Here is an 18,330-nt window from a genome sequence, read left to right as displayed (position 1 = left end):
GTTACGTGGTGGGGTATTTCAGGACATATCAGGCGATCGATTTCGGGTGTCCGTCCTACGTGATCTCGTTAAAAGCGGTACGGCGACCACTACGCTGCGGCCTATGCCCCTCCCGCAGCTTGAACCCCCCACGCATCAGCAGTTATCCCAGCGGCCCGGCGCGCGTGCGGCTCGGGCCCTGCTTCTCCCCTTGATGGCCGCCGCGCTGGTGGCCGGGTGCGGAACGCCCAGCGGCCCTGCCACCGACACCGCGACGACGACCAGCCAGGACACGGCCGAGAGCACCGGTGTGCCGACGCCCGACGCCGAGCAGAAGAAGCTGCTGCTCGACGGCCTGGCCAAGATCGATCCCGCGCTTGAGAACGAGCGCTACGTGGACCGGGCCCAGGACACCTGCGCAGAGCTTCTCGGCGGTATCAACCGTGATGAGGTGACCAAGAACATTCAGGATCGCTTCGGCGGCGAGGAGAAGATCAACCTCACGCTGGCCGGGCGCATCATCACCCTCATCGAGGGTTCTTTCTGCCACCAGTAGCGCCGTCGCAGGACGTCCGGGACCGCCCGTGTCCGCGCGGGCGGTCATGACCGCCGATCACGGGCCGGTCGATTACGAGTCGATCGCGACCGCGGGTCATGACACCGATCATGACACCGATCATGACACCGATCATGACTGCTGATCGGACACCGTGATGTGGAACGTCGCCGGGGGACACGAGGGACAGGGCGACACGACCACGTCGGTGGTGCCGGGCTTCTTGGCGTTCAGGACGAAATAGGTGGAGCCGGGGGTGCCGGAGGGCTCCTCGACGTGCTCCTCGCTGATGTAGGAGCTGACCTTGGGGTCGGGGGGCGTGATCAGCGTCCAGTCCTCGCCTGCCGCCGTGGTGTCGGGCACGGCCAGGGAGAAGCGGTCGCCCGGGGTGACCCGCACGTTCACCGTGGTGTCGCGCTCGCCCTGCACCACCTTTCCGTAATGCGACACGGCGCCGCCGTTCGCGCAGCCCGAGGCGAGGGCGAGCGCGAGGGTCAGCGAGGCGGCTGCTGGGACGAGGCGAGGCACATCGATCAGCGTATCGGGGGCCGGCCCCGCCTTCCGCCGTGGCGGTGTGCCTGACGGGCCAGGTCGCGCGAGGTGAAACTTTCACCCCTCCGCCGGCGCCGTGCTCCGCGGGCCGTCCGGCGTCGCGAGGGGTCGCCGGGGTTGTTGACCTGATGCTGCCGCCTAGTTAGCATCCGGGTTAATTTGTTGCACTCCGAAAGTTTCGCTGTCAAGTCGAAAGTTTTTGGGAATCGGTAGGCCCCAAAACCCCCTCGTCCTCGCTCCTGGAGATCGCGACATGAGAAGGTCCGTGATCGGCTCGATCGCGCGCAGACGACCATTGACGTTATTGCTCGCCCTCACCGTGGCGGCGGCCGTGGCCGTCGTCGCCCCTCCCGCCTCCGCCGCCGGCGCCACGCACGGCGCGGGGCCCGGCACGTACGTCTCCAACACGAACGGCCCCGGGCGGTTCCCGCTCGTGGCCCGCGGCCAGGCCGCGCCGATCGTGGTCAGCACCGCCGACCACAAGGGCGTGGTCCGGGTGGTGTCCGATCTGCAGGCCGACGTCGAGCGGGTCACCGGCGTCAAGCCCGAGGTGATCAAGGCCGACGCCGCCGCCGTCGCGCCCCGCGACGACCTGGTGATCGTGGGCACCATCGGCAAGAGCCCGCTCATCGACCGCATGGTGGCCGGCGGCAAGCTGGACGTGCGGGGCATCGCCGGCAAGTGGGAGACCTCGCTGGAGCAGGTCGTGCACAACCCGCTGCCCGGCGTGCGTCGCGCGTTCGTGATCGCGGGCAGCGACCAGCGCGGCACCATCTTCGGCGCCTACGACGTCTCCAAGGAGATGGGCGTCTCGCCCTGGTACTGGTGGGACGACGTGCCCGTCAAGCACCAGGACGCCCTGTACGTCCTGCCCGGCCGGCACACCCAGGGCACGCCGAAGGTGAAGTACCGCGGCTTCTTCATCAACGACGAGAACCCCGCGCTCGGCACCTGGGCGCCGGAGTACTTCGGCCCCGGCAAGGCCCCCGGCTACCCCGGCGGCTTCAACGGCGCGTTCTACGCCAAGGTGTTCGAGGTCATGCTCCGGCTGAAGGCCAACTACCTGTGGCCGGCCGTGTGGGGCCGGGCCTTCGCCGAGGACGACCCGGACAACCACAGGATCGCCAGTGAGTACGGCGTCGTCATGGGCACCTCGCACGAGGCCCCGATGATGCGCGGCATCGAGGAGTGGAACCGGCACGCCACCCCCGCCCAGCGCGACGCGAACGGCGACATCACGGTGCCCGGCAAAGACCCGTACGGCGGCACCGGCGAATGGAGCTTCCGCCGCAACGGCGAGGCGATCAAGAAGTACTGGGCCGACGGCATCCGCCGGATGAAGGAGCAGGGCTTCGAGGGCGTGGTCACCCTCGGCATGCGCGGCAACGGCGATGTGAGCCTGCCCGACGGCGACGGCATCGAGCTGATGGAGAGCATCCTCGCCGCCCAGCGCGAGATCCTGGCCGAGGAGAGCGGCGAGCCCCTGGAGTCGATCCCGCAGGTGCAGACCCTCTACAAGGAGGTGCAGCGCTACTGGGACAAGGGCCTGCGCCCGCCGGACGACGTGACCGTGGTCTTCTGCGACGACAACTGGGGCAACATGCGCAAGCTGCCCGACCAGTCGCTGCCCAAGCGCGCCGGCGGCTACGGCATGTACTACCACTTCGACTACGTCGGCGTCGGCCGCAACTACAAGTGGGTCGACACGATCAACCTCGCCAGCACCTGGGAGCAGCTCAACCTGACCTACAAGTACGGCGTGGACCGGCTCTGGGTGGTCAACGTCGGCGACATGAAGAACGAGGAGATGCCGCTGCAGTTCTTCCTCGACTACGCCTGGGACCCCGACCGCTGGCCGCTGCACAAGCTCGGCGAGTGGGAGCGCATGTACGCGGCGCAGAACTTCGGCCCCGAGCGCGCCGGGGAGATCGCCGAGGTGCTGAGCGAGTACGGCTTCCTGCAGTCGCGCCGCAAGCCCGAACTGCTCAACCGCCGTATCACCCTCGACCCGAGCCGCGACCTGGCCACCGACGAGAGGGCCGTGGTCTACAACGACGAGGCGAGCCCGTTCTACCTCAACTCCTACCGGGAGATGGACCGGGTCACCGCCGAGTGGCAGGCCCTGGCGGCCAAGGCGGAGAAGATCCGCAAGAGCCTGCCCAAGGCGTACGACGACGCGTACTACCAGCTCGTCTACTACCAGGTGAAGGCCACGGCCAACCTGTACGCGCTGCGCCACGCGCAGTTCACCAACATCCTGTACGCCGAGCAGGGCCGCGCCGCCACCAACGACATGGCGGATCGCGCGCAGGCCAGGTTCGACGAGGACCAGGCGATGTCGGCGTACTACAACGAGACCCTGGCCGGCGGGAAGTGGCGCGGCTTCCAGACCCAGCCGAAGATCGGCTACGGCGACAAGGAGAGGTACGGCCCCGACGCGCCCTGGCAGCAGCCGCAGACCCCGAACCACGTGGCGCTGCCCGACGCGTTCTACCCGCACCTGAAGCGGATCGAGGTGCCCGCCGCGGCCGAGATGGGCGTGGCGATCGACGGCTCCGACAAGTGGTGGCCGGAGGCCGGCACCCCGGCGGTGCTGCCCGAGTTCAGCCCGTACCAGACCGCGCCCGCCCAGTACATCGAGGTGTTCAACCGGGGCGCGACCGCGTTCCCGTACACGATCACGCCCTCGGTGCCGTGGGTGAGCGTGACGCCGAAGGCGGGCACGGTGGACGACCAGGTGCGCGCCCAGGTGCGCGTGGACTGGGCCAGGGCGCCGAAGGGCGTCACCGAGGTCCCGATCACGGTCACCGGCGCGGGCCGCACCGTCACGGTCAAGGCCGTGGTGCGCAACCCGGCGGTGCCGCGCTCGGCGCTGAAGGGCTTCGTCGAGGCCGGCGGCTACGTGGCGATGGAGGCGTCCAACTACACCGGGGCCGTGGCCGGCAACGGCGTGAAGTGGCAGGTCATCCCGGACGCCGGCAAGACCGGCGACGGCGTCACGCCGGTGCCGGTCACCGCGCCCCGGCAGACCCCGGGAGGCGGCAGCCCGCGCCTTGAGTACGCCATGACGCTGTTCGGCTCCGGCCAGGTCAAGGTCTCGGCGGTGCTGTCGCCGCGCAACAACGTGCTGCCGACGGACGGCCTGAAGTACGCCGTCTCGATCGACGGCGAGACCCCGCAGGTGGTGAACGTGACGGCGGTGACCGGATCGGACGACACCAGCATGAACATGCGCTGGGCGCGCAACACCTCCGACAACGCCACCGTGGTCACGACCACGCACACGGTCGCCGCGCCGGGCGCGCACACGCTGAAGTTCTGGATGGTCGATCCCACGGTGGTGGTGCAGCGGCTGATCGTGGACACCGGCGGCCTGCTGCCCAGCTACCTGGGCCCGCCGGAGAGCCTGCGCGCCCGCTGAGGCGCCCACGAGGAGGCACACGAGAAGGGGAGGAGCACGAGAAGGGGAGGAGCACGAGAAGGGGAGGCCCCGCGACGGCCGGGGTCTCCCCGCTCGCGCCGGCGTCACTGGTGCGCGCGCTGCTCCGGCACGACGGGACGCGCGCTCTCGGCCCGGATCAGCGCGTCCTCGACCGAATCACAGATGGTGAAGTGGCCCTCCAGCCCGGTGATCCGCAGCAGGCGGCGGACAAAGGACCCCACACCGGACAGATAAAGTGCGATCCCACGCTGATCGCAGGTCTTCATGATGTGCACCAGCACACCGATCCCAGAGGAATCGACGAAGGTCACCTCGCCGAGGTCGAGCACCATGGAGGCCGGTTCGAGGTCGTCCCAGGCGCTCCGCGCCGCGGATCTGAGCTCGTCGGCCGTGGTGCAGTCGAGTTCCCCCGCCAGATGAGCCACCACGCACGCGCCGTGCAGGCCGAGCTCGACCGCGAAGTACGCGCGGGCGTCCGGGTCCGTGCTCATCAGCTCACCTCCCTCTTTGCTCACCCCCCTTCCCCATCGGGACGGATGCATGCCCGGCGCGGGCACGCGATGTGGACACCCCGCACCCCACGGTGACCAGCCCGGCCGGGCACCCGCCCCAGGTGGGCGGGTGGCGGAAGGGTGCGGTGATGGGTTGTCCTGCCCGGGTGGGCGGGTTTCAGGGGAGGGTGGGGTGATGGGGTTGTCCTGCGCGGGTGGGCGGGTTTCGGGGGAGGGTGGGGTGATGGGGTTGTCCTGCGCGGGTGGGCGGGTTTCGGGGGAGGGTGGGGTGATGGGGTCACCCTGCGTGGGTGGGCGGGTTTCGCGGAAGGGTGCGGTAACGGGGTTGTGGTGGCTTGGGCGCGGGTCGTGTCTGGAGGAGGAGCGCAGGGAGCGAAGCGACCGGAGCGACGAGGGAAGACACGACCCTGAAGAGCGCCCAAGCCCGCCCGTGCGGAGCACGGGCCATAAACACAGCCATAAAATCCCGCTATGCGGGCACGTCCGGTCACTTTCGGCGCTTTGGTTGAGGAGTTGGCCGATCGTATCGCGGAGCGGCCGCGGGAGGCGTGGGTGCGCGTCCTGGTGGACGGGGCGCCGGCGGCGCGGCCGGGGGAGCTGGCCGATGCGCTGGTCGATCCGTTGCGGGTGCGGGGGCGGGAGGTGGTGCGGGTGTCGGCGGCCGGTTACCTGCGTCCGGCGTCGCTGCGGTTCGAGTTCGGCAGGACCGATCCCGACGCCTTCTACTCCGACTGGCTCGACGCGGGCGGGCTGATGCGCGAGGTGCTGGGGCCGCTGGAGCCCGGGGGCACGGGCAAGGTGCTGCCCGCGTTGTGGGACAGCGCGGCCGACCGGGCCACGCGGCTGCCGTACGTGACGCTGGGGCCGGGCGGGGTGCTGCTCCTGGACGGGCCGCTGCTGCTCGGGCGCGGGCTGCCGTACGAGCTGGTGGTGCACCTGTGGTTGTCGCCGGCGGCGCTCGGGCGGCGTACGCCGGAGGAGGAGCGGTGGACCCTGCCCGCGTACGCCCGCTACGAGCGGGAGGTCGATCCGGTGCGGGCCGCCGACGTGGTGGTCCGGGCCGAGGACCCGCGGCATCCGGCGATCGTCACCGAGGTCTGATCCGCTGCGGCGGCCTCTGGTGGGTTATGGGGTGATTGGGGGCGCTTTGCGGGCGGAGCCTCGGTAGAGGGCCGGGTCGTAGCGGCGCTCGTTCTCGTCGAGCTTGGCGTGGGCGGCCTCGATGAGGTCCACGCCGAGCAGGTCGGCGAGCCGGACCAGGTAGTTGGTGACATCGCCCAGCTCGGCCCGGATGCGGCGGCGTGTCTCGGGGTCGGGGTCGGCCGACTCGGCGGGAGTGAGCCACTGGAACTCGGCCACCAGCTCGCCTACCTCGCCCGACAGGGCCATCGCCAGGTTCTTGGGGGTGTGGAACCTCTCCCACTCGCGTGCCGCGGCGAACCGCCGCAGGCGCTCCGCCAGCCGCTCCAGCTCGCCGTCACTCGCCACACCAGCACCTTACTCGGGCCGGTGGGTCGCCTTCGGGGCTCGCTACGCCGGCTCCCTACTCGGGACGGTGGGTGGCGGAGGGGCGGTGGAAGACGGCGGTGCGGTTCATCGGCCACAGGGCGGCGCTGGGGCCGGTTCGGGGGAGTTCGGCGATGCGCCTGCTGGTGAGGCCGGGGGCGTCGGCGGTGACCAGGCGGGCGCCGAGGTGGGCGAAGCCGGACTTGAAGTGGTGGGCCGCCTTCACTCCTACCAGGGGGAAGCGCTCGGGGAGCACCCCGTGCAGCAGGAAGATCTCGGGGTCGAGTACGGGCAGCCGCCTGGACGCCACGATCAGCTCCAGGCCGTCCGCGCTCAGGCGTACGCTGCGGCCGAAGTCGGCGTACCGGCCGCGGCGTACGTCGGCGTGGCTGACCCGGCCGTCGGTGATCGCGCGGACCTTGGCGCGTACGCGCAGGGGCTCGCCGCTGGTCTTGCCGTGCCGCCCGCCGAGCTCGAAGTCCGCCACCGCGCCGACGCCCGCCTCGGTCGCGCGCGCCACGGCGGCGGGGTCGTACAGGGTGGCGAAGCAGGCGCGGATGCCCCGGTTCCTGATCGCCCGCAGCAGGTACGTGCCGTCGCCGCTGCCCCCGCCGCCCGGGTCGTCGGACGCGTCGGCCACCACCAGGGAGTAGCCGTCGGCGGCCTGCTCCACGGCGTGCTCGGGGGAGAGCGTGCCGACCAGGAACCGGGCCCGGTGCCGCCACAGCCAGGCGGCGATCTGGTCGTTGACGGCGTCGCCGAGCCGGACGGCCTCGTCGGTCACGGTGACGACGGTGGTGGCGGCCTGCGGGGTGTCGGCGTACGGGAAGCCGTGGAAGACCGTGCAGGCGAGCACGCCCGGCTCCTGCTCGGCCGATTTGACCAGGTGACGCAGCTCCAGCGCCGGGCCGCCGTCGGTGGGGGACGGGGGCAGCGCCATCGGCACGCGCAGCCTGCGGGTGCGGGGGCGCACCCGGCCGCGGGCGGCGGCGACGGCGATCCGGGCCGCCGTCCTGGCCCGCGCCGCCATGTCGGTGTGCGGGTAGTCGTGGTAGCCGACGGTCACATCGGCCAGCTCGGTCAGCTCGGCCGGGATGTTGCCGTGCAGGTCCATGGTGACCGCGATGGCGGTGCCGGGCCTGACGGCGGCGCGTACGGCGCGGACCAGCAGCACTTCCAGCGACAGGTCGGGGGCGACCACGCCGGCGCCGTCCAGGTCGAGCAGGACCAGCTCGCATCCGGTGTCCAGCTCGGCGAGGAAGCGCTCCTCCAGTTCCCGGTACGCCGCGGGCTCCACCGCTCCGCCGGGCTCGGCCCGCGCGTGCAGCGCGGGCACGACCGCGACGCCCTCCTCGGCGCAGGCGTCGAGGTAACCGCCCACACCGGTGTTCGTGCCGGCGAACTCGGCGACCATGGCGGGCCCGGTGAGAACGGTGAAGTCGCCCGCCGTCACGGTCCCGATCACCTGGGTGGCGAATGTGCTGGATTCGTGCACGATTCCGCCGACGGCCGCCTTCATCGCCCGCCTCCATAACGTTTCTTGGCATATAGCGGATGAAAGGCCATGATTGCCGGGTCAATGCCGCTGGAACAACCCCAAGCCCCCCACATCACGTACGCCGCAACCCCACTCCGGAGTCGTAATTCCGACGTGCACGACAGCATTTCGCCACACAATTCACCGCCATGATGGCAAAGAACCGGAAAAGTGCTGTTGACGGCGCTGTGGCCGCCGCGTATCCTCCCTTTCCTCGCAAATCCCCTTAATGCGCGGAGTGGCGCGGCCGAGGTCAGACGTGCAGCTCACCCGACCAGATCGTGACCGCGTGCCCGGCCAGGCCCACCCGGTCGCCGCGCAGCGTCGTGCGCACCACGCCGCCGCGCTCCGAGAGCTGCCTGCCCACCAGTTCGGCGCGTCCGAGCCTGTCCGACCAGTACGGCGCCAGCACGCAGTGCGCCGAGCCCGTCACCGGGTCCTCGTCCACCCCGACCCTCGGCCCGAAGAAGCGCGAGACGTAGTCGGCGGAGGCGCCGGCGGGCGGCTCGCCGGAGAGGGCGGTCACGATCACGCCGCGGGCGTCCACCTCCCGCAGACGGGCGAAGTCGGGCGACACCCCGCGTACGGTGTCGGCCGAGTCCACCTCCACCAGCAGGTCGAACGCGCTGCGCCCCACCCACACCGGCTTGACGCCCAGCGCCTCGGCCAGGCCCGGCGGCGGCTCGGCCGGCTCGGCGGGCGTGGCCGGGAAGTCCAGCGTGACCAGGCCGCCCAGCCCCTGCTCGGCGGTCAGCACGCCGCTCTTGGTGGCGAACTCCAGCCGGCCCGTCGCGCCGAGGGCGTACAGGACGTGGGCCGTGGCCAGGGTCGCGTGCCCGCACAGCGCGACCTCGACGGCCGGGGTGAACCAGCGCAGCGACAGCGGCCCGTCGCCGTCGCCGTGCACGAACGCCGTCTCCGAGTGGCGCATCTCGCGCGCCACGCTCAGCATCCAGGACTCGGAGGCGGGGCGCTCAAGCAGGCACACGCCCGCGGGGTTCCCGGCGAACGGCCGGTCGGTGAAAGAGTCCACGGTGAAAAGGCGCATGCCAGGCAATCTACCGATGGCACCCGCGCCCGCCGCCGCCCGGCACGCTGATCGCAATTCATCATGCCGGATTAGGGTTTCGCCCCCACGATGTGGGGTTGCCGCCGCGCGTCGTGCTCATGAGCATGGACCCGACCCTCGTACGCCCGAGTTCGCGGAGTGATCGCTGTGACCGTTGCAGGGAGTGGACCGGCATGACGCTCGCGGAGGCGCGCGCGGCACGGGTGCGAGGGATGACGAAGGGGCGCCAGGCCGATTCGGCCCGGCGTCGCGAACGGGTTCTCGCCGCCCTTGAGCGGGCCGCAGCGGAGGGCGGCGAGATCACCGTGGCCGGCATCGCCCGCGCGGCCTGCGTGGACCGCACCTTCATCTACCGGCATCCCGACCTGCTCGCCCTGGTCCGCGACCTCGATCCCTACCTCGACCCCGGGCCGTCGCCCGCCATGCCCGCCGCCCCGGCTCCCACGGTGGCCGGGTCCTGCGCCTGCGCCTGCGGCTGCCCCGCCCCGCACGAGTTCGAGCGCCTGGCCGCCCAGGTGGCCGGCCTGCAACGCCAGCTCATCGCCCTGCGCATGACCCTGGAGTCGGCCGAGCCCGGCCCGGCCATGCTGCCGCACGCCTGAGCCCGGCGGGGCATGCTGCCCCGGGCCTGAGCCTCGTCATGCCGCCGCGCGCCTGAGCCCGCGGGTGCCTGCGCCTACTCGCCCGCCGTCATCGCGCGCGCCCTGGTGAGCAGGGGGAGGGCGCGGGCCTCGTACACCTGGGCCCCCATCGCCCGGAACAGGGCCAGCGCGCGCTCGCAGTGCCCGGTCGCGCGCCGTGGCTGGGCGCGGGCCAGGGCGAGCTCGCCCAGGCCGAGCAGCGCGCGTCCCTCGGCCAGCCGCTCGCCGACCGAGCCGGCCAGGGTCAGGGCCTCCTGCAGCGCCGACTCCGCGGCCTCCAGCTCGCCGCGGCGCAGCCGGGCGACGCCCAGCCCGTGCAGCGCGTACGCCTCGCCGGTCGGGTCGCCGGCGCCGCGCACCACCTCCAGGGTCCGGCGGAACACCTCGGCCGCCCGGGGGAAGTCGCCCGCCTGGAGGTGCATCTCGCCCATCCGGTGCAGCACCTGGGCCTCGACCCGGCGGCTGCCGCCGTGCCTGCTCAGCCGCAGCGCCTCCTCCAGCAGCCGCCCCGCGCCCTCGGGGTCGTCCAGCTCCAGGCGGAGCTGGGCCAGCCCGTGCAGCACGTACGCCGCCGCCACGTGGTCGCCGGTGGCCCGGAAGATCTCCAGCGCCCGCTCGTAGTGCTCCGCCGCCTCCTCGAACCGGCCGCCCATCCGGTCCAGGAACGCGATGTTGCGCAGCACCAGCGCCCGGCCCTGGTCGTCGCCCACTTTGCCGAACAGGGTCAGCGCCTCGTCGAAGTCGCGCCGGGCGTCGTCGAACCGCTTCTCCGTGATGTACAGCGTGCCGATCGAGTGCAGCATCGCCGCCTGGCCGCGCAGGTCGCCGGCCTGCCGGGTCGCGCGCAGCGCGATCTCGTGGGTCTCGCGCCAGTCGTCGAGGTAGATGCGCGACTCGAACAGCGTCACCGCGCTGATCGCCAGGTCCCAGCACAGCTCGGTGAAGCCCGCCTGGGCCGCCTGCCGGATGCCCGCGACCAGGTTGGGCCGCTCGCGCTCGTACCAGGCGAGGGGGTCCTCGATCAGCTTGTCCACCAGCGCCGGCGGCAGGGTGCGGCGGCGCGCGGGGCCGTGGACGCGCACGTAGTCGCCGCCGTACTCCCGGCGGTGGGCCTCCTCGGCGAGGTGCAGCAGGGTGCCGAGCACGCGTTCGAGCGCCGCGCTGCGCTCGGCGGCGGACTCCTCGGCGGCCAGGCGCTCGCGGGCGTACACGCGGATCAGGTCGTGGAAGCGGTACTGGCTGCGCACGCCGTGGCCGGTGCCGGTCGGCTCGACGAGCTGGGCGTCGGCGAGGTCGTCGAGCAGGTCCTGCGCCTCGGCCGGGGGCAGGTCGAGCAGGGCCGCGCCCACCCAGCCCGAGAACGTACGCGAGTCGAGCAGCGCCAGGCGCCGGAACAGCCGCCTGGCCTCCTCGCCCGCGCTCTCGTACGTCATCGCGATGCTGGCCCGGATGCCCATGTCGCCGTGCTTGAGCTCGTCGAGGCGGCGGGTCTCGTCCTCCAGACGGCCGACGAGCTGCTCGATGCTCCAGTGGGGCCGGGCCGACAGCCGGGCGCCCGCGATGCGCAGGGCCAGCGGGAGCTGCCCGCAGAGCTGGGCCAGCGTGGTCGCCGACCCCTCGTCGGAGCGCACCCGGTCGGCCCCGGCGATGCGCGACAGCAGCTCCACCGACTGCGCCGAGTCGAACACGTCCACCTCGACGTGCATCGGGCCGGCGAGCCCGGCCAGGCGGCTGCGGCTGGTCACCAGCACCGCCGACAGCGCGTTGCCGGGCAGCAGCGGCAGCACCTGGCTCTCGCTGCCGGCGTCGTCGAGCACGACCAGCATCCGGCGGTCGGCCAGCAGCGAGCGGTACATCTCGGCCCGCTCCTCCAGGCCGTCGGGCACCGCGGCGCCGGGCACGCCGAGCGCGCGCAGGAAGCGTTCGAGCACGTGCATGGGGCTGACCGGGCGGGGGGCGCCGCCGTGCAGGTCGGCGAACAGGCGTCCGTCGGGGTAGCGGTCGGCGACGGTGTGCGCCGCGTGCACCGCGATCGTGGTCTTGCCGATGCCCGGCTTGCCCACCACCACGATCACCGGCACGGCCAGCCGGTCGGGGTCGCCCGCCGCCTCGGCCAGCCACCGCCTGATCTCCTCGATCTCGCGCTCCCTGCCGGTGAAGTCGGCGATGTCGGTGGGCAGCATGGACGGCACGGGCGTGGGCGCCGCGGGCGCCCGCTCGGCGGTGAGCCGGACCGGCGCGGGCGGCGGGTTCAGGCTCTCGTCGGAGGTCAGGATCGCGTGTTCGAGCTGCTGGAGCTGCTCGTTGGGCTCGATGCCCAGCTCCTCGATCATGGTCTCGCGGGCCAGCCGGTAGACCTGGAGCGCCTCGGCCTGCCGGCCCGACCGGTACAGCGCGATCATGAGCTGGGCGCGCAGCCGCTCGCGCAGCGGGTGGGCTGCGACCAGCTCGCTCAGCTCGCCCACCAGCTCGTGGTGCCGGCCCAGGTCGAGTTCGAGCTGCAGGCAGTCCTCGTTGGTGGTGATCCGGTGCTCGGCCAGCCGTGAGGCCGCCGATTGCACCAATCTGCTGTCGATGCCGCTCAGCGGGTCGCCCCGCCACAGCGACAGGGCCTCGCGGTAGTGCTTGACGGCCGCGTCGTAGTTCTCGTGGTCGCGCTCGCGCCTGGCCTGCGCGGCCAGCTCCTCGTACCGGTGGGCGTCGATCAGCTCGGGCGGCACGCGCAGCGTGTAGCCCTGGGCGCGGGTGGCGATGATCTCGCCGGCGCCGTACGCGCCGAACATCCGGCGCAGCGCGGAGATGCAGATCTGGACCTGGGCGCGGGCGGTGGTCGGCGGGTCCTCGTCGTAGATGGCCTCGGCGAGGCGGCCGACCGGCACGACGCGGTTGGCGTCGAGCAGCAGGGTCGCCAGCGCGATCTGCTGGCGTATGCCCCCGAGGTCGAGCAGCCGCGAATCGACGGCTACCTCAAGCGGACCCAGAACGCGAAACTCCACCCACAACTCCTTGCGGGACGACAGCGGTGTGCGCTCGAATCGGCCGACCTCCGACGGTCCGAGAGTAGCGAGGCGGCGGGTGTGGCCGATCTCCACCCCCATACGTATGCCGTCGCCTATGCGCGGATCGTACAACTCCCTTTGGCGACGTTCCACGCAAGCGCGCATATAGCTATGCCTGTCCTCGCGGACGGCCGGCCACACCCGAAGCGAACTTCCTGTGAAATTGCCGATTCCGGAGCGTGAACGCGAAAACGCGGCCGGAGACGTTCCCGTCTCCGGCCGCGTCGCGGGCGCGGTCGGCGCCGTCGCTCAGCCCCACGGTGTGTTGGCGTACATGGCGGCCGGTGCGGCCGAGGCGAGGACGCCGGCCGCGGCGGCGCCGGCGAAGACGGCTCCCGCGCCGAGCGTGGTGCTGACGATGAGGACGGACGCGATCAGACGGAAGGCGCGGGACGCGGCGTGCTCGTTCATTTCGCTGGCCTCTCGTTTCGTTCGTGGGGCTCGTGCTTGCGAAACGCTATGGAGGCTCGCCATCCGGCTATTATCGGCTGGCTTCTGATCTGGTATCGAACCAGGTCAGCGGGGTCGCGGAGGGTCTGATAACCGACCGAAGGCGGATCGATAGCGGCGCCGGTGACAATCAATGCGAGGAACCGGCAGGGTCCGCATCCGGACGGGTAGGCGGAGGTCCTTTTAAATGACTATCACCGCGCAGGCGATGGACAGCGTTTACGGCCGTTCCGCGGCCGGGCTCAGGGCGCGCCTGGAATGGGCCAGGGACGGGTCCTGGGCGTCCCTGGCCGATGCGGAGACCGACGCCGAGGGACGTATCGACGACTGGGAGGGCCGGGCGCTGGGGCGCGGGCTTTACCGCATCGTGTTCGACAGCGATCAGTACTACGTGGGATTCGGGGTGAACGCCGCATATTCCGAAATTTCCGTTGTTTTCCGGATGCATGATGACTTCGAGACCTGCCAGATCCAGGTGCTGATGTCCCCGCATTCGTACTCGACCTATTTCGGAACCCTCGTCTGAGCATCAAGGGAGATGGCGCATGGTCCTGGTTGAGCGGCTCGTGGAGCGAGAGGAGGCGCTGACCCGGCTCGCCGGGCTGCTCGCCGACGCCCGCGACGGACGCGGACGCGTCGCGCTCGTCGGCGGCGCCGTCGCCACCGGCAAGAGCGCCCTGCTCCACGTGCTCGCCGAGCGGGCCGCCGGCCTGGGCGCCCTGCCCGTCACCGCCCTCGGCTCCCCGGTGGAACGCGACCTGCCCTTCGGCGTGCTCGGCCAGCTCCTGCACGACGCCCCGCTGCCCGCCGCCGACCGCGAGCGCGCCCGCGCGCTGCTCGGCGAGGGCGCGCACGCCGTCGCCTCCGCCGCGCCCGAGACCGCCACGCTCGGCCAGATGGACGCCGCCCTCGTGCACGCCCTCTGCGGCGCCCTCATCGACCTGTCCGAACGCCACCCCCTGCTCATCGCCGTGGACGACGTCCACCACGCCGACCGCGCGTCCCTGCTCTGCCTGGCCTACCTCGCCCGGCGCGTACGCTTCGCGCGCATCGCCGCCGTCTTCTCCCACGCCGACCACGGCCCGCACGCCGAGACCTTCTTCGAGACCGAGCTGCCGCGCCTGCCCCACTGCCGCCGCGTCCGGCTGACCCCGCTCTCGCGCGAGGGCGTGCGCGAACTGGCCGCCCGCCAGGTCGGCGCCGAGACCGCCGCCAGGCTCGCCCTCCGCTGGTACACCCTCAGCGGCGGCAACCCGCTGCTCGCCGCGGCGCTGCTGGACGACCACCGCGACGCCGTACGCGTCACCGGCAGCGAGCGGCAGGACGAGGCCGTCGCCGCCGGCCGCTACGGGCGGGCCGTGCTGTCCTGCCTGCATCGCGCCGAGCCCGGCACGCTGCGCGTCGCGCGCGCCCTGGCCGTGCTCGGCGGCCCCGGCGCCCCGGGCGTCCCCGACGGGCCCGCCGGCGCCGCCGCGCTGCTCGGCATCCCGCCCGAGCACGCCCGGCGCGCGATCCACGCGCTCGCGTACGCCGGCCTGCTCGACGAGGACGGGGCCTTCCGGCATCCCGCGGCCACGGCGGCGGTGCTCGCCGAGCTGACCCCGCCCGAGCGCACCCTCCTGTACGGTCGCGCCGCCGAGCTGGCCCACGCCGCCGGCGCGCCCACCACGGTCGTCGCCGAGCACCTGCGCAACGCAGGCCCGCACGACGTACGCCGGCCCGGCCGCCCCTGGGTGGTGCCCGTGCTCCAGGACGCCGCCAGGCAGAGCCTGCGCGAGGGCGCGGTCGAGGCCGCCGTGGCGTACCTCAGGCTGGCCCGCGCCGCCTGCGCCGACGAGCAGGAACGCGTCAAGATCACCACAGTGCTGGTGCAGGCCGAGTGGCGGATCAACCCGGGCGCGCCCGTCACCCACTTCGCCGAGCTGACCGACGCCATGCACCGCGGCCACCTGCGCGGCGGCGACGCGGTCGTGCTGGCCCGCGCGCTGCTGTGGCACGGCAGGCACGACGAGGCCCGCGAGGTCCTGGAGCGCCTCGGCGAGTGCGCCGACCCGCACGACCGCGAGACGGCGGCGGAGCTGGCCGTCGTACGCCCCTGGCTGCGCTGCTCCCACCCGGCCTTCCTGGCCTGCCTGCGCCGGCCCGGTCCCGCGCAGCAGCGCGCCACCATGCCCTCGGTCGGGCTCAGCCGTCGCCTCCAGGCCGCATCCGCGCTGGCCACCGTGCTCACCCGCGGCCCCCGCGCCGACGTCGCCGGCGCCGTCGAGCGCGTCCTGCGCGGCTCCCGCCCGGACGAGATGTCGATGGACACCGTCGAGAACGCGCTGCTCGCCCTCACCTACGGCGGCCACCCGGAGCGGGCCGAGCCGTGGTGCGACCGCTTCGCCGAGGACGCCGCCACCAGGAACGCGCCCGGCCGCCGCGCCAGGCTGGCCGCGATCCGCGCCGAGATCGCGCTGCGCCGCGGCGACCTGCCCGCCGCCGAACGCCACGCCGCGCACGCTTTGGAGATCATCCCCATCCCGAGCTGGGGCGTGGCCGTGGGCGCCCCGCTGGCCACCCTGGTCCTCGCCGCGACCGCCATGGGCCGCTACGAGGTCGGCGGCGACCACCTCGACCGGCCGGTCCCCGACGCCATGTTCCACACCCGCTACGGCCTGCACTACCTGCACGCGCGGGCGGCGTACGAGCTGGCCACCGGCCACCTCGCGCTCGCCCTGCGCGACTTCGAGCTGTGCGGCGAGCTGATGGAACGCTGGGGCCTGGACGTGCCCGGCCTCGTCCCGTGGCGGGCCGGCGCCGCCGAGACCCTGCTGCGCATGGGCCGCCACCGCCAGGCCCGCCGCCTCATCGAGGACCAGCTCGCCCGCTGCTCCGGCGCCCCGCGGGTCCAGGGCATGACCCTGCGCCTGCGCGCCGCCGCCGGCGAGCCCAGGCACCGCGCGGCCCCGCTGCGCCAGGCCGCCGACCTGCTCCAGTCCAGCGGCGGCGACCGGTACGAGCTCGCCCGGGTCCTCGCCGACCTCAGCGCCGCCCTGCAGGAGGCGGGCGAGTCGCGCCGCGCCGGCATGATCGCCCGCCGCGCCCGCGCCCTGGCCGAGGAGTGCGCCGCCGAACCCCTGACCCGCACCCTCGCCACGCCCCCGCCCCGCCCCCTCGAACCCGGCCCGAGCCGCGCCGACGCCCTGCTGAGCGAGGCCGAACGCCGCGTGGCGGCCCTGGCCGCGATCGGCTACACCAACCGCGAGATCGCCGACCGCCTGTACGTCACCGTCAGCACGGTGGAGGCCCACCTGACGAGGACGTACCGCAAACTCAACATCAAAAGAAGAGCCGGGCTGCCCGCCAGCCTCCTCACCGGCGACCCGTGACCAAGACGCCCACCCGTTGCCGCCTACCTCTGATCGCCCGCCTGACGCCCACCCCTTCGGGACCGGGTGACGCGTTCCGCGTTGCCGGACCCGGCCGCGGAACTCGGGAGCTCGGGAGACGGTCACGTGCTACAGGGCCGCCCTCGCCACAACGGGGCCGGTCAACGCCAGGGTCGCAGGGCCGCGGACAACGCTTCACGGCCCAGCGAGCCTGTCCAGGCCAGGTGCCCGTCGGGCCTGATCAGCAGCGGTTCTCCGAATCCCTTGAGCTCGCTCACAAGGCTGCTGTCCACAGGCTCGCCCGAGACATCGGCCAAGATCGGGCGACCCGTGCGAAGGTGCTCGAACAGCCGCGTCCCGTCGGGCAGGTCCCGGTCGGGTACGCGCGGTCCGAGTCCGTAGGAGATGTCCAGCCCCGTGATCATCATGGCGATCTTGCGGTTCGCGTCCGGCGTCGCGAGCATGTCGCCCACGTGCGTGCGAAGCGCATCCACATGCGCGCCGGGTGCGCTCAACGCGCTCTGCGCGCGCGTGTTCGACAGCACCCGGGCGCCCACGGGGTGCCGCTCTTCGTGGTACGTGTCGAGCAACTCCTCGTCGGCACGCCCTCGCACGACGAGCGCCAGCTTCCAGCCGAGATTGAACGCGTCCTGCAGCCCGGTGTTCAGCCCCTGACCCCCGGCCGGCGAGTGGATGTGGGCGGCGTCCCCGGCCAGCAGCACACGCCCGGCGCGATAACACGCCGCCTGCCGCGCGAGGTCGGTGAATCGCGAGATCCACCGTGGACTGTGCATCCCGAAATCGGTGCCCGCCACCCGGATGAGCATCGCCCGCAGATCGTCGAAGCCGATGGCCGCCGAGTCGGCAACGGTCGCCCCGGCCTCGTCCACGATCACCCGCCGCCACCCCTCCTCGAAGCCGAGCACCGAGAAGTTTCCCCGTGGCGTTCGCTGGAGCAGAAACGGCTCCGCGGGCGGGTCGGCGAGTTCGACGTCCCCGAGGATCGACGTGGTGGTCGCCGGCGTGCCCGGAAAGTCGATGCCCGCCAGCCGGCGCACCACACTGCGGCCACCGTCACAACCGACCAGATAACGCGTCTCCACGGGCCCGGCCGTGGTCTCGACCACGACCGACTCCGCGGCGGCCAACGCCGCAGCCGTGGCCGCCGACGCCGCCTTCGCGGCCGGCGGCGCCGCACCCGCCGACCCCGGCCCCGCGCGTAGGCCGGTCACCTCGACCCCGCGGCGAATCCGGACGCCCAGCTCCCGGGCGCGAGCCTCGATGAGCCGCTCGATCCGGCGCTGAACGATCACCAGCAGGAACGGATACCGGGTCGGCAGCTCCGACAGGTCGAGCGGCAGTCCGGCGAAGCGCGTGCCCGGCAACGGACGCCCCTCGGCCAGGAACGGGTCGAGCATCCTCCGCTGATCGAGCACTTCCAGCGACCGCGGATGCAGCCCGCCCGCCCGCGAGTCACGCGTGGGCTCGGTCAGCTTTTCGATCACCAGTACGTCCACCCCGGCGAGCCGCAGCTCGCACGCCAGCATCAGGCCGGTCGGGCCGCCGCCGGCGATGACTACGTCCTCCATGATCGTCCCCTAACGACATTAGAGTAATCTCGAACATCGTTAGATTTAGCTCTAACGGTGCTAGATT

14 protein-coding genes are annotated in these 18,330 nt (G+C 72.5%); 6 read left to right on the top strand and 8 right to left on the bottom strand.

The features are described from left to right. Positions 1–193 precede the first annotated feature (193 nt). Complete coding sequence (locus HNP84_RS38705; protein ID WP_185055004.1) at positions 194–535, top strand: hypothetical protein; 342 nt, start codon at positions 194–196, stop codon at positions 533–535. 132 nt (positions 536–667) lie between these two features. Here the strand turns inward: HNP84_RS38705 and HNP84_RS38700 are convergent, their stop codons facing one another. After that, positions 668–1,063 (bottom strand): protease inhibitor I42 family protein, encoded by a 396-nt coding sequence (locus tag HNP84_RS38700; RefSeq protein ID WP_185055003.1) that lies wholly within the window; start codon positions 1,061–1,063, stop codon positions 668–670. 277 nt (positions 1,064–1,340) lie between these two features. Here HNP84_RS38700 and HNP84_RS38695 point away from each other — a divergent pair, with 277 nt between their 5' ends. Beyond that, complete coding sequence (locus HNP84_RS38695; RefSeq protein ID WP_185055002.1) at positions 1,341–4,508, top strand: glycosyl hydrolase 115 family protein; 3,168 nt, start codon at positions 1,341–1,343, stop codon at positions 4,506–4,508. 104 nt (positions 4,509–4,612) lie between these two features. On the opposite strand, the gene HNP84_RS38690 is transcribed toward HNP84_RS38695, so the two are convergent. Beyond that, positions 4,613–5,020 (bottom strand): STAS domain-containing protein, encoded by a 408-nt coding sequence (locus tag HNP84_RS38690; protein WP_185055001.1) that lies wholly within the window; start codon positions 5,018–5,020, stop codon positions 4,613–4,615. 534 nt (positions 5,021–5,554) lie between these two features. On the opposite strand from HNP84_RS38690, the gene HNP84_RS38685 reads away from it, so the two are divergent. Next, complete coding sequence (locus HNP84_RS38685; protein ID WP_246519220.1) at positions 5,555–6,142, top strand: nucleoside/nucleotide kinase family protein; 588 nt, start codon at positions 5,555–5,557, stop codon at positions 6,140–6,142. 24 nt (positions 6,143–6,166) lie between these two features. Here the strand turns inward: HNP84_RS38685 and HNP84_RS38680 are convergent, their stop codons facing one another. From HNP84_RS38680 to HNP84_RS38670, 3 genes are all read right to left on the bottom strand, one after another. Beyond that, a complete protein-coding gene (locus HNP84_RS38680; RefSeq protein WP_185054999.1) occupies positions 6,167–6,529 on the bottom strand; it encodes a nucleotide pyrophosphohydrolase in 363 nt (120 codons plus the stop codon). Between the two features lie 55 nt (positions 6,530–6,584). Beyond that, a complete protein-coding gene (locus HNP84_RS38675) occupies positions 6,585–8,066 on the bottom strand; it encodes a M81 family metallopeptidase (RefSeq protein WP_185054998.1) in 1,482 nt (493 codons plus the stop codon). A gap of 271 nt (positions 8,067–8,337) precedes the next feature. Beyond that, a complete protein-coding gene (locus HNP84_RS38670; protein WP_185054997.1) occupies positions 8,338–9,132 on the bottom strand; it encodes a PhzF family protein in 795 nt (264 codons plus the stop codon). 233 nt (positions 9,133–9,365) lie between these two features. Between HNP84_RS38670 and HNP84_RS38665 the strand changes: the two genes are divergently transcribed. Then, positions 9,366–9,755, top strand: coding sequence for a hypothetical protein (locus HNP84_RS38665; RefSeq protein ID WP_185054996.1), 390 nt, complete (start codon positions 9,366–9,368; stop codon positions 9,753–9,755). A 74-nt stretch (positions 9,756–9,829) separates the two neighbouring features. Here HNP84_RS38665 and HNP84_RS38660 read toward each other — a convergent pair whose 3' ends face one another. Then, the gene (locus HNP84_RS38660; RefSeq protein ID WP_185054995.1) at positions 9,830–12,790 is read right to left on the bottom strand and encodes an AfsR/SARP family transcriptional regulator; all 2,961 of its coding nucleotides are present in this window, start codon (positions 12,788–12,790) and stop codon (positions 9,830–9,832) included. A gap of 312 nt (positions 12,791–13,102) precedes the next feature. Then, on the bottom strand, positions 13,103–13,264 hold the full coding sequence (locus HNP84_RS38655; RefSeq protein ID WP_185054994.1) for a hypothetical protein: 162 nt from the start codon (positions 13,262–13,264) through the stop codon (positions 13,103–13,105). 226 nt (positions 13,265–13,490) lie between these two features. Here HNP84_RS38655 and HNP84_RS38650 point away from each other — a divergent pair, with 226 nt between their 5' ends. Beyond that, positions 13,491–13,829, top strand: a complete 339-nt coding sequence (locus HNP84_RS38650) for a hydroxyisourate hydrolase (protein WP_185054993.1) — start codon at positions 13,491–13,493, stop codon at positions 13,827–13,829. A gap of 19 nt (positions 13,830–13,848) precedes the next feature. Further along, on the top strand, positions 13,849–16,674 hold the full coding sequence (locus HNP84_RS38645) for an ATP-binding protein (RefSeq protein WP_185054992.1): 2,826 nt from the start codon (positions 13,849–13,851) through the stop codon (positions 16,672–16,674). A gap of 161 nt (positions 16,675–16,835) precedes the next feature. Here HNP84_RS38645 and HNP84_RS38640 read toward each other — a convergent pair whose 3' ends face one another. Then, the gene (locus HNP84_RS38640) at positions 16,836–18,263 is read right to left on the bottom strand and encodes an FAD-dependent monooxygenase (RefSeq protein ID WP_185054991.1); all 1,428 of its coding nucleotides are present in this window, start codon (positions 18,261–18,263) and stop codon (positions 16,836–16,838) included. Positions 18,264–18,330: the final 67 nt, after the last annotated feature.

Origin of the sequence: Thermocatellispora tengchongensis, from assembly GCF_014202315.1 — a bacterium.
Lineage (GTDB): Bacteria > Actinomycetota > Actinomycetes > Streptosporangiales > Streptosporangiaceae > Thermocatellispora > Thermocatellispora tengchongensis.
Note: the sequence above shows the minus strand (reverse complement) of the source record. Positions and strands in the feature narration are given on the sequence as shown.